This is a genomic window from Streptomyces sp. NPDC028305 (genome assembly GCF_055569495.1).
Genome location: NZ_JBVHTN010000008.1, coordinates 133,599 through 148,504 on the forward strand (window position 1 = coordinate 133,599; position 14,906 = coordinate 148,504).

The 14,906-nt window shown below is 73.3% G+C and carries 12 protein-coding genes; 6 read left to right on the plus strand and 6 right to left on the minus strand.

What is annotated here, in order from left to right; all coding sequences use genetic code 11:
* Positions 1 to 108: 108 nt before the first annotated feature.
* Together ACZ4WQ_RS34020 and yczE are read right to left on the minus strand one after the other, a co-directional pair.
* The gene (locus ACZ4WQ_RS34020; protein WP_065966324.1) at positions 109 to 483 is read right to left on the minus strand and encodes an RNA polymerase-binding protein RbpA; all 375 of its coding nucleotides are present in this window, start codon (positions 481 to 483) and stop codon (positions 109 to 111) included.
* 256 nt (positions 484 to 739) lie between these two features.
* On the minus strand, positions 740 to 1,474 hold the full coding sequence (yczE, locus tag ACZ4WQ_RS34025; protein WP_468022684.1) for a membrane protein YczE: 735 nt from the start codon (positions 1,472 to 1,474) through the stop codon (positions 740 to 742).
* A gap of 120 nt (positions 1,475 to 1,594) precedes the next feature.
* On the opposite strand from yczE, the gene ACZ4WQ_RS34030 reads away from it, so the two are divergent.
* Complete coding sequence (locus tag ACZ4WQ_RS34030; protein WP_385346400.1) at positions 1,595 to 3,115, plus strand: SCO1417 family PLP biosynthesis transcription factor; 1,521 nt, start codon at positions 1,595 to 1,597, stop codon at positions 3,113 to 3,115.
* Here the strand turns inward: ACZ4WQ_RS34030 and ACZ4WQ_RS34035 are convergent.
* Both ACZ4WQ_RS34035 and ACZ4WQ_RS34040 read right to left on the minus strand, forming a co-directional pair.
* Positions 3,103 to 4,848, minus strand: coding sequence for a hypothetical protein (locus ACZ4WQ_RS34035; RefSeq protein ID WP_398375511.1), 1,746 nt, complete (start codon positions 4,846 to 4,848; stop codon positions 3,103 to 3,105). The genes ACZ4WQ_RS34030 and ACZ4WQ_RS34035 overlap by 13 nt on opposite strands.
* 1 nt (position 4,849) lies before the next feature.
* Entirely contained in the window at positions 4,850 to 5,044 is a 195-nt protein-coding gene (locus ACZ4WQ_RS34040) for a hypothetical protein (RefSeq protein WP_311725888.1), read from the minus strand.
* A gap of 152 nt (positions 5,045 to 5,196) precedes the next feature.
* Here ACZ4WQ_RS34040 and ACZ4WQ_RS34045 point away from each other — a divergent pair, with 152 nt between their 5' ends.
* The 5 genes from ACZ4WQ_RS34045 (at position 5,197) to ACZ4WQ_RS34065 (ending at position 10,415) form a co-directional block, all read left to right on the plus strand.
* Entirely contained in the window at positions 5,197 to 5,613 is a 417-nt protein-coding gene (locus ACZ4WQ_RS34045; RefSeq protein ID WP_398375512.1) for an ankyrin repeat domain-containing protein, read from the plus strand.
* A 209-nt stretch (positions 5,614 to 5,822) separates the two neighbouring features.
* Positions 5,823 to 6,668: a glycoside hydrolase family 16 protein gene (locus ACZ4WQ_RS34050; RefSeq protein WP_358847484.1), complete on the plus strand. Its 846-nt coding sequence runs from the start codon at positions 5,823 to 5,825 to the stop codon at positions 6,666 to 6,668.
* A gap of 152 nt (positions 6,669 to 6,820) precedes the next feature.
* The gene (locus ACZ4WQ_RS34055) at positions 6,821 to 7,648 is read left to right on the plus strand and encodes a MerR family transcriptional regulator (RefSeq protein WP_385346395.1); all 828 of its coding nucleotides are present in this window, start codon (positions 6,821 to 6,823) and stop codon (positions 7,646 to 7,648) included.
* Between the two features lie 57 nt (positions 7,649 to 7,705).
* Positions 7,706 to 9,931, plus strand: coding sequence for a hypothetical protein (locus ACZ4WQ_RS34060; RefSeq protein ID WP_398375514.1), 2,226 nt, complete (start codon positions 7,706 to 7,708; stop codon positions 9,929 to 9,931).
* A gap of 28 nt (positions 9,932 to 9,959) precedes the next feature.
* Positions 9,960 to 10,415 (plus strand): peroxiredoxin, encoded by a 456-nt coding sequence (locus tag ACZ4WQ_RS34065; protein WP_311730657.1) that lies wholly within the window; start codon positions 9,960 to 9,962, stop codon positions 10,413 to 10,415.
* Positions 10,416 to 10,556: 141 nt separating this feature from the next.
* On the opposite strand, the gene ACZ4WQ_RS34070 is transcribed toward ACZ4WQ_RS34065, so the two are convergent.
* Both ACZ4WQ_RS34070 and ACZ4WQ_RS34075 read right to left on the minus strand, forming a co-directional pair.
* Positions 10,557 to 13,472: a glycoside hydrolase family 2 TIM barrel-domain containing protein gene (locus ACZ4WQ_RS34070; protein ID WP_398375515.1), complete on the minus strand. Its 2,916-nt coding sequence runs from the start codon at positions 13,470 to 13,472 to the stop codon at positions 10,557 to 10,559.
* Between the two features lie 202 nt (positions 13,473 to 13,674).
* On the minus strand, positions 13,675 to 14,886 hold the full coding sequence (locus tag ACZ4WQ_RS34075) for an ROK family transcriptional regulator (RefSeq protein WP_311730659.1): 1,212 nt from the start codon (positions 14,884 to 14,886) through the stop codon (positions 13,675 to 13,677).
* Positions 14,887 to 14,906 lie beyond the last annotated feature (20 nt).

Sequence of the window (14,906 nt, forward strand, 5' to 3'; positions counted from 1 at the left end):
AGGGCCCACCGGGCCCCTGAGGGGTCGACAAGGGCCGGGGCCACTGCTCGGCAGTGGCCCCGGCCCTTGATGTTGTCGCTGCTGTTGTTTGTCGGTACTGCCTTGTGATCAAGCAGACTTACGGGTGTCGCGCGGATGCACGGCGATGTTCATGGCGCCCGATCGCAGCACGGCCAGCCGCTCGGCCAGCACCTCCTCGAGCTCCTCGCGTGTGCGCCGCTCCATGAGCATGTCCCAGTGTGTGCGCGCGGGCTTGCCCTTCTTCTCCTCAGGACCGTCGCCATCCACCAGGAGTGCCACGGCGCCACAGGCCTTGCACTCCCACTCCGGCGGGATCTCCGCCTCCACCGAGAACGGCATCTCGAATCGATGTCCGTTCTGGCATGCGTACTCCACCGCCTGGCGCGGGGCCAGATCGATGCCGCGGTCGGTCTCGTAGCTGGTCACCACGAGTCGCGTGCCGCGAAGAGCTCGCTCACTCATGAATCGTGCCTCCCGGGCTTGTCGCCCACAGGACAGGTGTCGCTGTCGTCGTCATCCGGTCAACGTCCGGTCGGCGGTGAAGATTCCCGTGCTGGGACATGCGTCGCCCGTCGTGCCGCCCCGTTGTTCTACCCACAGGCGCCCGGTTTGTCACATCTGGCAGCAGATGTCACCCAGCGTTTCTAGTGCTTTAGCGCGCAGTAACGGTCCGCCTTGTGGGCCGAGGGCGTACACTACCCCTCCGCACCCGCGAGGGCTAAATCCGGTCATGAATCGGATTCTGTGTTGTCGGTGTTGTCTGCGTTGTTCCTGTTTCGCCCTGCGCGACGACCGGTGACTGCTCGCCTTCGGGCGAGGGAAGCGCGAAGAACCGCAGGAAATACTGCGCGAGCGGCCCTATGGACAGCGCGTACACCACGGTGCCGACCCCCACGGATCCGCCCAGCGCGAACCCCACCGCCAGCACCGTCACCTCGATCGCGGTCCGCACCAGCCGCACCGAGCGGCCGGTGCGCCGGTGCAGCCCGGTCATCAGTCCGTCCCGCGGGCCGGGCCCGAAGCGCGCCGAGATGTAGAGGCCGGTCGCGACGCCGTTGAGCACCACGGAGAACACCAGCAGGGGGATCCTCAGCGCCAGGGCGTGAAGCTCCGGAATCAGCCACAGTGTGAGATCCACCACCAGGCCGATCACCACCACATTGGACACCGTGCCAAGGCCGGGGCGCTGCCGCAGCGGAATCCACAGCAGCAGCACGGCGGCGCCGACCACGATGGTCACCGTGCCGAAGGACAGCGGGGTGCGCTCGGTGATGCCCTGGTGGAACACGTCCCAGGGGTCGAGTCCCAGCGCGGCGCGCAGCTGGAGCGCCATGCTCACGCCGTACAGCACGAGTCCGGCGTAGAGGTGGACCAGGCGACGGGTGAGCCGGCGGCCGGGGGAGGGGACTGTCGAGGACTTGGAGGGCCGCGGCGACCCGAACAAAGCGGACAAAAATTGCTCCTTGGAGCTGAAGTGGCCTGGCCGGTGGAGGCAGTGGACTGTCGCATGTCACTCTGTAGCCCGGTACCAGGCCAGTTCAATGGCCAATTCCTGAAAGGTGGACCGCAGCTGATGAGTCCGTGGACATCCGCGGTGGGAGCACCCCAGCTGGCCCGTCTGCTCGGGCCGGAGCACACCCGCGACGCCGAGGCCGCGGCCGTCGTCTCGGTGACCGGCGGCCGGCGCGTGCCCGCCTACCGCTCCCTCGCCGACCGCGTACGGCTGCTCGTGCTCGAGGGCCGGGTCCCGGTCGCGGCGCGGCTGCCCGCCGAGCGCGAGCTGGCGACGGCCCTGGGGGTCAGCCGGACCACCGTGGCCGCCGCCTACGAGGCGCTGCGCCACGAGGGCTTTCTGGAGTCCCGGCGCGGATCCGGCAGCTGGACCGCGATGCCCGCCGGGAGCCCGCTGCCCACCCGCGGTCTCGACCCGCTGCCGCCGGAGCTCGCGCGCTCCGTGATCGACCTGGGCTGTGCGGCCCTGCCCGCCCCCGAGCCCTGGCTGACCCGTGCCATGCGCGGCGCCCTGGAGGAGCTCCCGCCGTACGCCCTCACCCACGGCGACTACCCCGCCGGGCTGCCCGCGCTCCGTCAGGCGATCGCGGACCGCTACACCGCCCGCGGCATACCGACCATGCCCGAGCAGATCATGGTGACCACCGGGGCCATGGGCGCCGTGGCCGCCATCTGCCGGCTGGTCGTCCGCCACGGCGAGCGGGTCGCCGTCGAGTCGCCCTCGTACGCGAACATCCTCCAGCTCCTGCGCGAGGCCGGCACCCGGCTGGTCCCCGTGGCCATGGCCCCCGGGCTCGCGGGCTGGGACCTGGCGGCCTGGCGGCAGACGCTGCGCGAGGCCGCGCCGAGCATGGCCTATGTCGTCGCCGACTTCCACAACCCCATCGGCGCGCTGGCCACCGACGAGCAGCGCCGGCAGCTCGTGGACGCGGCGCGCTCGGCCGGGACCGTGCTCGTCGTCGACGAGACCATGGCCGAGCTGCACCTGGACGACGAGGTGGAGCCGCCCCGGCCGGTCTCCGCGTTCGACCCCGGCGGCAGCACCGTGGTCACCGTCGGCTCGGCGAGCAAGTCCTTCTGGGGCGGGCTGCGCATCGGCTGGGTGCGCGCCGCCCCCGACGTCATCCGCAGACTGGTCGCCGCCCGCGCCTACGCGGACATGGGCACCCCGGTCGTCGAACAGCTCGCCGTGGGCTGGCTGCTGGCCACCGGCGGCTGGGACGAGGCGACCGAGCTGCGCCGCGCGCAGGCGCGGGAGAACCGCGACGCGCTCGTCGCCGCCGTCCGGCGCCACCTGCCCGACTGGGAGTTCGCGGTGCCGCATGGCGGGCTCACGCTGTGGGTCCGCACCGGCGGGCTGTCCGGGTCGCGCATCGCGGAGGCGGGCGAGCGGCTCGGGGTGCGGGTCCCCTCCGGGCCCCGCTTCGGGGTCGACGGCGCCTTCGAGGGGTATGTGCGGCTTCCGTTCACGGTCGGCGGCGCGGTCGCGGAGAAGGCGGCCGCCCGCCTCGCGGCCGCGGTGGACCTGGTCACGAGCGGCGCCGTGGTCGAGTCCCAGGTCCCGCGCGGCTACGTGGCCTGAACCGGCAGCGGCTCCTCGCCGTCCGCACGCTCGCCGGCGGGCCGGATCGCCTTCGCCTTCGCCATGTCGACCCGCCCCGGCGCCTCGACCCGTTCTGATGCCTCCGGTGGGGCCTGGGGCGCGGCCTCCTGCGGCGCCTCCGGTTCCGGCAGCAGCCCGAGCACCGTCTGCCGCTGCTCCTCGGTCGTCGCCTCGTCGTACGGATCGGGGGTGGCCGGCACCTGGAGCCGGTGCACCGGGCCCGCGCCGAGCCGTGCGTAGCCGCGGCCCGGGGGCACCTCGGGCGTCGGCGTGGTGTGCGGCGGCGCGCCGAGCACGGCGCGGATCTGCTCGGCGGAGGCGGGCCCCAGCACGACCCGGGCCCGGGTGTGGGTCCGCACGGCCTCGTCGAGCGCGTCCGCGACGTCGAGGTGGTCGGCCACCACCACCCGCACCTGGGCCGCCCGCCCGTGCCGCAGCGGCACCTGGAGCAGCTCCTGCGGATCGCGGCGGCCCTCGGCCGCGGCGAGATGGCTGAGCACGGTCGGCCGGTCGAGGATCAGCCACAGCGGGCGGAGGATGTCCCGCGGCGGCGGGTGGCCCAGCTGGCGGGCGCGGTTCGCCGCGATCAGCCGCCGCTCCGTCTCGTGCGCCGCCCACTCCAGCGTGGCCAGCGTCCCGGCGAGCCCGCACTCGATGCCCAGCACCCCGGCCCGGCCGCCCAGGAACGCGTACTCGCTGGTGCCGCTGCCGTCGACCACCAGCACCTGACCGTGGCACAGCGCCTGGAGCGCGAGGGATCGCAGCAGGGTCGTGGTGCCGCTCCCGGGCGCGCCGAGCGCCAGCAGATGCGGCTCGGTCGACCGCGGCCCGGTGCGCCACACCACCGGCGGGGCGTCCCGGCGGACCTCGTCCGCCGGGTCGTCGGCCGACTCCGTGACGGGCAGCGTGCGCTGCACCGAGGAGGCGTCGGTGAAGCCGAGCACGGTCTCGCCTGGCGTGGTCACGAAGCGCTGTGCGCCGATCGCGGTGGACAGGGCGGGCAGCACGGTCAGCGTCAGGTGGTTGGCCTCCTCGTCCCACTCGAAGAAGTACTCCCGGCCGCGCCCCGACTTGGCGTACAGCAGCTGCTCGACGCGGGCGCGGGCCTCCGCGTCGCCGTCGGCGAAGTACGCGGGGTAGCGCAGCCTCAGCCGGGTCGGCCGGCCGTTCTCGTCGAACTCGAAGGAGTCGAAGGCGCCGGCCCAGTCCCCGCCGTGCGCGTACAGCGGGCTGGGGTCCTCGGGCGCCGAGAAGTACGGCACCAGGGCCTCGTACAGGATCCGCAGACGCTCCTGGCCGGCCTCGCCGGGCCCCTGATCCCGCACCGGGCCCTTCCGCCCGGCCCAGAACGCCGCCCCCATCAGGCCCACGGCCGACAGCGTCGGGCCGTACGGCAGGAGGGCGATGCCCAGCACGCAGGTGGCCGAAAGAAAGAGCGCGGGCCCGCGGCGCTCCTTCGGGGTCTGCGCCCATCTGCGCCGGCCGCCGGCGGCCAAGGCGCGCAGCCCGCGGCAGAGCGCGATCAGCGGGTGCAGCACATCGGCGGCGCCGTCACCGGCGGCCCGGGCGAACCCGCGGACCCGGGCGGCGCCGGTGAGCAGGGGAAATCCCCGGCCCTGGCCGAGCCCGAGCCCGCCGGCGCGGACGCGGGCCCGGGCCCGGGCGAGCGGGCCGCCGCCGGTGAGGACTCGGGGGAGCGGTTGCCTGCGCACGTCAGAACTTGATCCCGCCCAGCAGGTTGGCCAGGCTGGTGCCGCCGGCCTTGATGCTCGGGGCGATCGCGGTGCTCGCGAGGTAGAAGCCGAAAAGGGCGCAGATGACGGCGTGCGTCGCCTTGAGGCCGTCCTTGCGGAAGAACACGAAGACGACGACACCGAGCAGTAGGACGCCGGAAATGGACAGGATCATCACGGTCTCCTGGCTGATGGGGGACGGTCACCATGAGTACTTCCAGGATTACTTCAGGTACCCACTCGGCAAAAGGTGCAAATGGGTGGATTATCGGTGTATTCACTGGTCTGGACGCGGTCGGCGTCCTGTGAAGCCGGAGGCGAGGCGTCATGAGCGACCAGAACCGCGAGGCCGAGCCGGCCCACGACCCGGAGGTGCTGCAGCTCGCCGCCAAGGTCTTCGACCTGGCCCGGCGCGGTGACACCGACACGCTCGCCGCCTATGTGGACGCGGGTGTCCCGGCCAACCTGACCAACGACAAGGGGGACTCGCTCCTCATGCTCGCGGCCTGCCACGGGCACGCCGCGACCGTCTCCGCCCTGTTGCGCCGCGGCGCCGACCCCAACCGCCCCAGCGGGCGCGGCCAGACGCCGATCGCGGGCGCCGCGTCCAAAGGTGAGGAGGAGGTGCTCCGGGTGCTGCTCGCCCATGGCGCCGATCCGCGGGCGGGCTCACCCTCGGCGGTCGAGGCGGCGCGCATGTCCGGGCGGCGGGATCTGCTCGCGCTGTTCGGCGTGGCCGAGTGAGCCGAAGGCCCGGGGTCTGCCCGCCCCTGTTCGTTCGACTTCTGTCCGTGTGAGGCGTCGCGGACGCCGTAACGTCTCGAATTCTTTGAAGCGAATGGTCCAGACTATTGACATGCCTTGAACAAGGCTCGGCATGATGTCCTCACCGCGCACCCTTCCCGACGGGCCACCGCACGCGCCCGCCCCCCACACAGGAAGGCCATCGCTTCATGAGGAAAACCCTGCGCATCGCCATGACCGGCCTGCTCACGGCGGCCGCCCTCGCGGCCGCCCCCTGGCCGGCCCCCGCCGCCGAGGCCCGCCCGGCGGCCGTCGCCGCCACCTTCACCGACAACTTCGACGGGCCGGCGGGCGGCGCCGTCGACGGCTCCAAATGGGGCTACGAGACGGGCGACAACGTCAACAACCACGAGCGCCAGTACTACACGGACGGCACCAAGAACGCCGCGCTCGACGGTCAGGGCAACCTGGTGATCACCGCCCGCAAGGAGAACCCGGCCAACTACAACTGCTGGTACGGCCGGTGCGAGTACACCTCCGCCCGGCTCTCCACCGCACGCACCTTCACCTCCACATACGGCCATGTCGAGGCCCGCATCAAGGTGCCCCGGGGGCAGGGCATGTGGCCGGCCTTCTGGATGCTCGGCAGTGACATCGGCAGCGCCGGATGGCCCAACTGCGGCGAGATCGACGTCATGGAGAACGTCGGCTACGAGCCCAGCACCGTGCACGGCACCATCCACGGCCCCGGCTACTCCGGCTCGGGCGGCATAGGCGCCGGCTACACCCTGCCGAACGGGCAGAAGTTCGCCGACGGCTTCCACACCTTCGCGGTCGACTGGTCGCCCAACAAGATCACCTGGTCCGTGGACGGCAATGTCTACCAGACCCGCACCCCGGCCGATCTGAACGGCAACCGCTGGGTGTTCGACCACTCCTTCTACCTCATCCTCAACCTCGCGGTCGGCGGCTACTGGCCCGGCGACCCGGACGGCTCGACCACCTTCCCGCAGCAGCTGGTGGTCGACTACGTCAAGGTCACCGGCGGCAACTGACGCCCCAGGGACACGGTGACGCGGTGACGTCGGCGCCCGGCCACGGCCGGGCGCCGACGCCTTTCCGACGCCCTTCCGCGGAGAGCCGACGGAACCTCCGCCTCCGTACGCTTGACCCTCTCACCGTGTGAGGCCCTGGACTGGAAGGCGTCATGTTCAGCATCGGAGAGTTCGCCAAGCACGGACGGGTGTCGGTCCGCATGTTGCGTCACTACGACGCCATCGGGCTGCTGCGCCCCGTCCACACCGACCCGGCCAGCGGGTACCGCCACTACGAAGCCGGGCAGCTCGCCCGGCTCAACCGCGTCATCGCGCTCAAGGACCTGGGCTTCACACTCCAGCAGGTCAAAGCGCTCCTCGACGACGACATCGGCACCGAGGAGCTGCGCGGGATGCTGCGGCTGCGCCGCATGGAGCTGGAATCGGCCGTCGCGGAGGCGGCGGCCCGGCTGGCCCAGGTGGAGGCGAGGCTCCGGACCATTGAGAACGAGGGACGCATGCCCACCGAAGACATTGTGATCAAGAGCCTGCCGCCGCTCCGCCTGGCCGAGCTGACCGCCACCGCGGCGAGCTTCGAGCCGGGGGAGATCGGCCCCGCCGTCGGCCCGCTGTTCGGCCGGCTGTGCGCTCTGCTGGACGCCGCGGGGGTGACTCCCACGGGCCCCGGGCTCGCCTACTACGAGGACGCGCCGGAGGGCGGCGGGGCGATCACCGTGCACGCCGGGTTTCCGGTCGGCGCCCAGGTGAGCGCGGGGGAGGAGGTCCGGATCGTCCAACTGCCCGGCGTCGAGCGCGCCGCCACCGTCGTGCACCGGGGCCCCATGGACGACGTGGTGCCCACCGCCCAGGCGCTGGGGCGGTGGATCGACGCCAACGGCTACCGCTCGGCGGGATACCCGCGCGAAGTCTCCCTCCACTGCCCCGATGACCGCGCCCAGTGGGTGACCGAGCTTCAGGAGCCGATCGTCCAGACCGGCTGAGGCCCCGGTCCGGAGGCCCGGTCGGACCGGGCCTCCGGACATGCCAAGATCGCAGGCATGACGGCACAGCACGCACCGGAAACGATCCTCGCCGGGCTGGACGACGAGGTCTGGCCCGCCATCGGCTTCTCCCGCGGCACCGCCGCCGACCCCGCCGGGACGCTGCGCTCCCTGGTCTCGGCGGACGACGAGAATGTCCGCGAGGACGCGCTCGGGTCCTTCTGGGGGGCGCTGCGCTCCCGCGTCCCCGCCTACCCCGCGACCGCGCAGGTCGTCCCGTACCTGGCCCGGGCCTGCGCGGCCGGGATCCACCAGGAGGCGCTGCTCGAGCTCCTGCACAGCGTCGCACGCGGCGAGGACCAGCCCCGCAACGACCAGGACGAACTCACGGCCGCCGTCGCCGCGCAGGTGCCGCTGCTGCTGCCCCTCCTCGCGCACGACGACCAGGACATCAAGCGCTGGCTGATCCGCATCGTCCTGCGCTCCGGCCGGTCCCCCGAGACCGCAGAGGCGATACGGGCCCGCTGGGCGGAGGAGTCCGATCCCGCGCTGTGCTCCGCCCTGCTGTCGGCCTGCCGCATCGCCGGCCCGGACGTCGCGGCGGAGATCGCCGCGGGCGAGCTCGGCCCCGACCGGGACCCCGAGATCCGGCTGGTGGCCGCCCTCAACCTGGTGCGCGACGGGGCCTCCTGGACGGACGAGCTGGAGGCCGCCGCCATCACTTGGGCGCGGCAGGGCAGCGAGGCCGAGCCGGTCGAGCGGTGGTTCGACATGGACTCCGTCGACTGGAAGGACACCGACCCCGACGACCAGTCCTTCGAGCTGCTGCTCCAGCTGCTCGCCGACCGCGGAGAGCTCCCCGTGGCCCTCCGTCTGCTGGACGCCGTCCTGGCAGCCGAGGGCCCCGGCGCCGGTACGCGCGGCCGCCGGGCGCTGGCCGCCATCGAGCCGCTGTGCGTCCAGTTCCGTGCCGCCCCGGCGCTGCTGGCCCCGCGCCTGGCGTCCCTGGTGACGCATCAGGACCTGGTCGTGGCCGGGACGGCCATCGAGCAGCTGCGGCGCCTGGGCGAGGAGGGCCGCCCCGCCGCAGACGCGCTGCTGACCCACGCCTCGGGCGAGCGGGTCGCCGAGGCGGAGGACGAGTTCGACGCCGAGGACGCCGATGAAGTGGCCGACAACGCCCTCGCGGCGCTCGTCGACCTGGGCGACCCCAGGGCCGTGCCGCTGCTCGCCCGCGATCTGCCGCACCGCAAGGAGGCCCTGGAGACCGCCGCCGGCATCTCGCCCTCGAGCCGCCACGACAAGCCGTCGGTGCCCTTCGACCCCCGGCTCCTGGACGCCGCCCGCGACCTGATCCGCCATCCGGACAGCCGGAACTACAGCGCGCCCTGGTATCTGTGCACCCTGCTGGCGTCCTGGGGACCACAGGCGGCCCCTGCCCTCCCGGAGCTGTACACCCTGCTGCCCAAGGAGCGCCAGTACGCCCCGGACGCGGTGGCCGCCGCCGCGGCGGGCACCGAGGCCGCTGCCGAGGCAGCGGACCGGCTGCGCGAGGCAGCCGAGGACGCCTCCGTCTACGACCGCATGCCCGCCGCCGAGGCCCTGCACCGGCTCACCGGCGACATCGCGCAGTTGGTCGAGGCGATCCGCCCCGGCCTCGACGACATCCTCTACAGTCAGCGCGACGCGATGGACCGGGCCGGGCGGCTCGGGCCGGCCGGCGAGCCGCTGCTGCCCCGACTGCGGGAGCTGCTGGTGCCCGGCGAGGAGTGGGGCCTGGACGACTGTCTGACGGCCGCGTCCGCCGTCAGGGCGATCGCCGGCGAGTCGGCGGCGGACGAGCTGATCCCGGTCCTGGCCCAGGGCCTGGAGAGCCAGTACCCCGTGATCCGGGCGTCGGCGGTCGGCGTGGCCTCCCGGCTGGGCGCGGGCGCCGCGCCCCTGGCCGAGCGGATCGCGCCGCTGCTGGAGTCCCTGAAGACCTTCCTGCCCGCCGCGCGCGCCCTGCTGGCCATCCCCGGGGCCGTGGGGCCCGAAGGGGTGGTCGACCGCGAGGAGCTGACCGAGGCCCTGCTCGCGGCCGTCGACTCCGCCCGTGACCCCGGGACGGCGATCGACCTGCTGCGCGACCTCGGCGGCGGCAGCCTCCCCGCCGCCGTCGTGGACCGGCTGCGTGAGTCGCTGACCGCCGAACGCCGCCCGCCCCTGAGCGGGTTCGACCTTCACCGGGTCAGCACCGACCGACAGCGCAGGGCCGCCCTGCGGGCCGCCCTGGGCGAGTAGCTTTCCGGCCGCCGAGTAGCCTCGCTCCATGGATATCGGTGATGTCGTCGAGGACTTCGAACTGCCGGACGAGACCGGCGCCGCCCGCACACTGAGCGGGCTGCTCGAGAACGGCCCCGTGGTGCTGTTCTTCTATCCCGCGGCCTTCACCCCCGGCTGCACGAAAGAGGCCTGTCACTTCCGGGACATCGCGGGGGAGTTCAAGGCGCTCGGCGCCCAGCCGGTCGGGGTGAGCGCGGACTCGGTGGACAAGCAGGCGGAGTTCGCCCGTACGCACTCCTTCGGCTATCCGCTGCTGTCCGATCCGGAGGGGACCGTACGGGAGCGGTTCGGGGTCAGGCGTGGCATCTCGGCCGTCCCCACCAAGCGGGTCACCTTCGTGATCGACACCGACCGGCGGGTGCTGGAGATCGTCAAGAGCGAGTTCCGGATGAGCGTGCACGCGGACAAGGCGCTCGAGGCGCTGCGGAACAGGGCGGCGTAACGGGACGTGGACAGACGCCCAGGGGGCGCGCGGGTGATGACCCGCGCGCCCCCTGCGCATGTGCCCGACGCCGGGGAAACCACGTGCCGGCACGGTGCGCGGCGCCGCGTGACCCCCTCCGTCGTGCGGCGCCGGCCCCTCCTAGATGCTCGAGAAGGTGAAGGAGAACTCCGCGGGCGCGGCGTCGAGGCGGTACTGCGGGAGCACCCCGGGCCCGCACGACTGGCTGCCGATGCCCTGCTGGCCGTGGTCGAGGTTGACCCACACCGTGTCCGCCGAGGGGGACAGGTCCGGCGTGTGCTCGGCCGCGTCCAGCTGCTCCGTCGTCCAGCGCCGCGCCGTGAACCAGAACGGCGGCGCGCCCTCGACCGCGATCCCGGCCCCGTCCTCGCCGGTCAGCCGCGCCCAGCGGACGTCGGCGCGGGCGCCGTTCTCCTGCGGCCGGACGTACGGCGTCTGCATGTCGTCGACCGACAGCGCCCACCGGCCGATCCGGGAGGCGGCGTGGGTGTCCGGGTACGCCTCGCCGGGGCCGCCGCCGAACCACTCGGCCCGGCCCAGCGACGCGGGGACGCCGAGCCGTACGCCCAGGCGCGGCAGCGGGCAGGTCCACTCGCCCAGCGGGGTGACGGAGACGTTCAGGCGCAGCCGGTCCGCGTCGGCGGTCCAGCGGTAGACGGCCTCGAAGCCGACGTCGGTGGCCGCGGGGGCGACGCGGGTGCGCACGGTCAGCGCGTCGTCCGCCGACTCCACCGCGTCGACGCGGTGGTGGAGCCGGTGCAGGCCGAGCTGACGCCAGATCAGGCCGTAGCGCTCGTCGGGCTGCCAGGACGCGCCGTTGTCGTTGTCGGTGGGCGCGCGCCACAGGTCGAGCCGGGGCCCGGTGACCGCGAGGCCCCCCAGGGAGACCAGCGCGCCGGTGGCCGGGTCGAAGCTGCCCGGGCCCAGCACGATCGCGCCGTCCTCGCGGCGCGGCGCGAGCGCGGCTTCCGCGACAGCGGTTCCCGTGGTGGGTGAGGTGGCCGGGATCTGCCCCCACGCCACCTCGTGGCCCGCCTCCGCCCACGCGGTGTCGGCCGCGAGTCGCGCCCGTACGGTCCACAGCGCCTCGCCGCCGGCGTCCGCCGCCGGCCGGTCGGGCAGCTTGAGGTCGGCGAACTCGCCCGGGGCCAGCGGCGGAACCGCCAGCTCGCCGCTCTCGAACGCCATCCCCTCGACCTCGTAGGCCCAGGAGAACGCCAGGTGGGAGAGGTCGGCGAAGTCGTGGGTGTTGGTCACCCGGACCGTGCCCGCCGCGCCGTCGCCCTCGATCCGGACCGGTTCGATGACCTTCTTGTACTCGATCAGACCGGGGGACGGGGTGCGGTCGGGGAAGATCAGGCCGTCGCAGACGAAGTTGCCGTCGTGCAGCTCCTCGCCGAAGTCCCCGCCGTACCCGTAGAAGAGCTCGCCCTCGGCGGTGCGCTTGGCGATGCCGTGGTCGATCCACTCCCAGACGAAGCCGCCCTGGCAGCGCTCGTGCGCCTCGAACAGGCGCTGGTAGTCGCTGAGTCCGCCCGGCCCGTTGCCCATGGCGTGCGCGTACTCGCAGAGGACGAAGGGGAGCCCGCGGCGCTTGGCGTCCAGCTCGGCGTCCGCCCAGGGGGCCTCGGTCCGCTGCCCGATCTGGCCGACCTCCTCGTGCGAGGCGTACATCCGCGAGTAGACGTCCGTGTCGGCGCAGGACATGTCGCCCTCGTAGTGGATCACGCGCGAGGGGTCGCGCTCGCGGATCCAGTCGGCCATGGCGGTCAGCCCGCGGCCGGTGCCGCACTCGTTGCCCAGCGACCACATCACCACCGACGCGTGGTTCTTGTCGCGCTCGACCATCCGGCGGGCCCGGTCCACCAGCGCCGGGGTCCAGCGGTCGTCGTCGACCGGATTGCCGCGCCAGCCGAGGTCGACGAAGCCGTGGGTCTCCAGGTCGCACTCGTCGATCACCCACAGGCCCAGCTCGTCGCACAGGTCGAGGAGGGCGGGGTGCGGCGGGTAGTGGCTGGTGCGTACGGCGTTGATGTTGTGCCGCTTCATCAGCACCAGGTCCTGGCGCATGGTGTCCAGGTCCACCGTGCGGCCGGTCTCGGGGTGGAACTCATGCCGGTTGACCCCGCGGAACAGCACCCGCTTGCCGTTGACCTTGATCACGCCGTCCTCGACGACGACCGTACGGAAGCCCACCCGCAGCGCCACCCGCTCGCCGCCGGTGGCGAGCGTGGCGTCGTACAGCCGCGGGGTCTCGGCCGTCCACGGCTCGACGGCCACGGTCGCGCTCTCGCCGGTGGCCAGGTCGAGGCCCAGCTCCGGCACGGTGACCCGGCCGCCGGGCTCGGCGTCGACCCGCAGCGTGCCCTCGCCCGAGGCGTGGTCGTACGATGCGTGCACGAAGAAGTCGGTGACCGCGTCGGCGGGACGGTGCTCCAGGGTCACCTCGCGGAAGATCCCGGGCAGCCACCACTGGTCCTGGTCCTCCAGGTAACTGCCCGAGGACCACTGGTGGACACGCACGGCCAGCACATTGCCGCGCGGTCGCAGCAGCTCGCCCACCGCGAACTCGTGCGGCAGCCGGCTGCCCTTGAAGACGCCCAGCTCCTGCCCGTTCAGCCAGACCCGGGCGCAGGACTCCACACCCTCGAACCGCAGCACGGCCCCGCCCTCGGCGGGCCAGTCCTCGGGCAGGTCGAAGACGCGGCGGTGGTCGCCGGTCGGGTTCTCGTTCGGCACGCGGGGCGGGTCGACCGGGAACGGGTACAGCACATTGGTGTAGATGGGCGCGCCATGGCCCTGGAGTACCCAGTGGCCCGGCACGGCGAGCGTGCCCCAGCCGGAGGCGTCGTAGTCGGGGCGGGCGAAGGACTCGTCCTCGGCGGTGGCGGTCGGCGACAGCCGGAAGGCCCAGTCGCCGCCCAGGCTCAGCCGCGCGGCGTCGGACCCGGGGGCCCAGGCGCGGGGCGGCAGCCCTCCGCTGCCCGGGGACACGTCCTCGTAGTACGGCAGTTGGGCGTCGGGGGTGGTGCTCATCGGTCTCCTCGGTCTGCGGTGAGGGATCTGCGTGGGAGGGGATCGGTCGGCGCGCGCCCCAGAGGCCCGAGCGCGCGTCGGCCCGAGCGCTTGGCCCGGGCCGCCAGCACGGGACGTTAACGAGGGGCGAGAGACTTTTGCAAGGGGTTGGACGAAGTCTGTTGCAAGCGCTTGCCGAGGTGTGGGGGGTGGGGTGCGGGCGTCAGGACGTGCGGAGGTGCTTCGACCGCATGGCCGCCAGCGAGCTCTCCAGGGCGAACGTCGCGGCCCCGAGGCTCACGGGGTTGGACGGGATCGGGCACAGCACGATCTCGACGCTCTCGAACGGGCGGCGCAGCGCGCGCCGCGCCACCGCCTCGCGCACCTCGGCCAGCAGCGGCTCACCCAGCGCGGCCGCCACCCAGCTGCTGAGCACGATCACCTCCGGGTTGAGCAGATTGACCAGATCGGCCAGGGCCGCCCCGAGATAGCGGGCGGTCTCCCGGACCACCTGAACGGCCACCGGATCGCCGTCGGCCAGCGCCCGGCCGAGCGCCTCGATGGTGGCGGTCTGGTCGTCCGGGCGCAGCAGCGGGCTGCCGGGGCTCAGCTCGCGCAGGGTGCGCATGATGGCGGGGGCGCCCACGTATGTCTCCACGCACCCGTGGTTGCCGCAGTGGCACGGCCGACCGTCCAGGACCAGGGTGGTGTGCCCCCACTCGCCCGCGCTGTTGGTCACCCCCCGGTGCAGCGCGCCGCCCAGCGCGAGCCCGGCCCCCACGCCCGTACCCAGGTTGACCACCACCGCGTCACCGCGCCCGCGCGCCGCGCCGAACCACTGCTCGGCGACGGTGCTGGCGCGCAGCGGGTTGTCGAGGTGGAGCGGGTAGGGGAGGTGTTCGGCCAGCAGGCCCAGCAGCGGGACGTCGTGCCAGTTCCAGTTGGCGGCGTAGACGGACACCCCGCCCTCGCGGTCCACCTGCCCCGGCATGCTGACCCCGACCCCCAGCACCCGGTCCGCCGCCACCGCCGACCGCTCCACGACACCGGCCACCGCGGCGGCGATGCGCTCCACGAGCCGCGCCGCGTCCCGCTCGTCCGGGCGCAGCTCCTCGTCGGCGCGGGCCAGCACGGTCAGGGCCAGGTCGAACAGCTCGACATGAACATAGGTCTCGGCCACGTCCACCCCGATCAGCGCGCCGCCGGAGGCGTTGACGGCGACCAGACCGCGCGGCCGGCCGCCGTCCGAGTCCTCGAAACCGACCTCCACCAGCATGCCGAAGTCCAGCAGCTCGCCCACGAGAGTGGCCACCGTGGCCAGGCTCAGGCCGGTCGCGGCGGCCAGCTGCTGCCGGGAGACGGGGGATTCGGCGATGATGTGGCGCAGCACGTCATAGCGGTTCGCGGTGCGGATGTCGCGGGACGTGCGCTTCAACGCCGGGTCCTCCGTGCTCG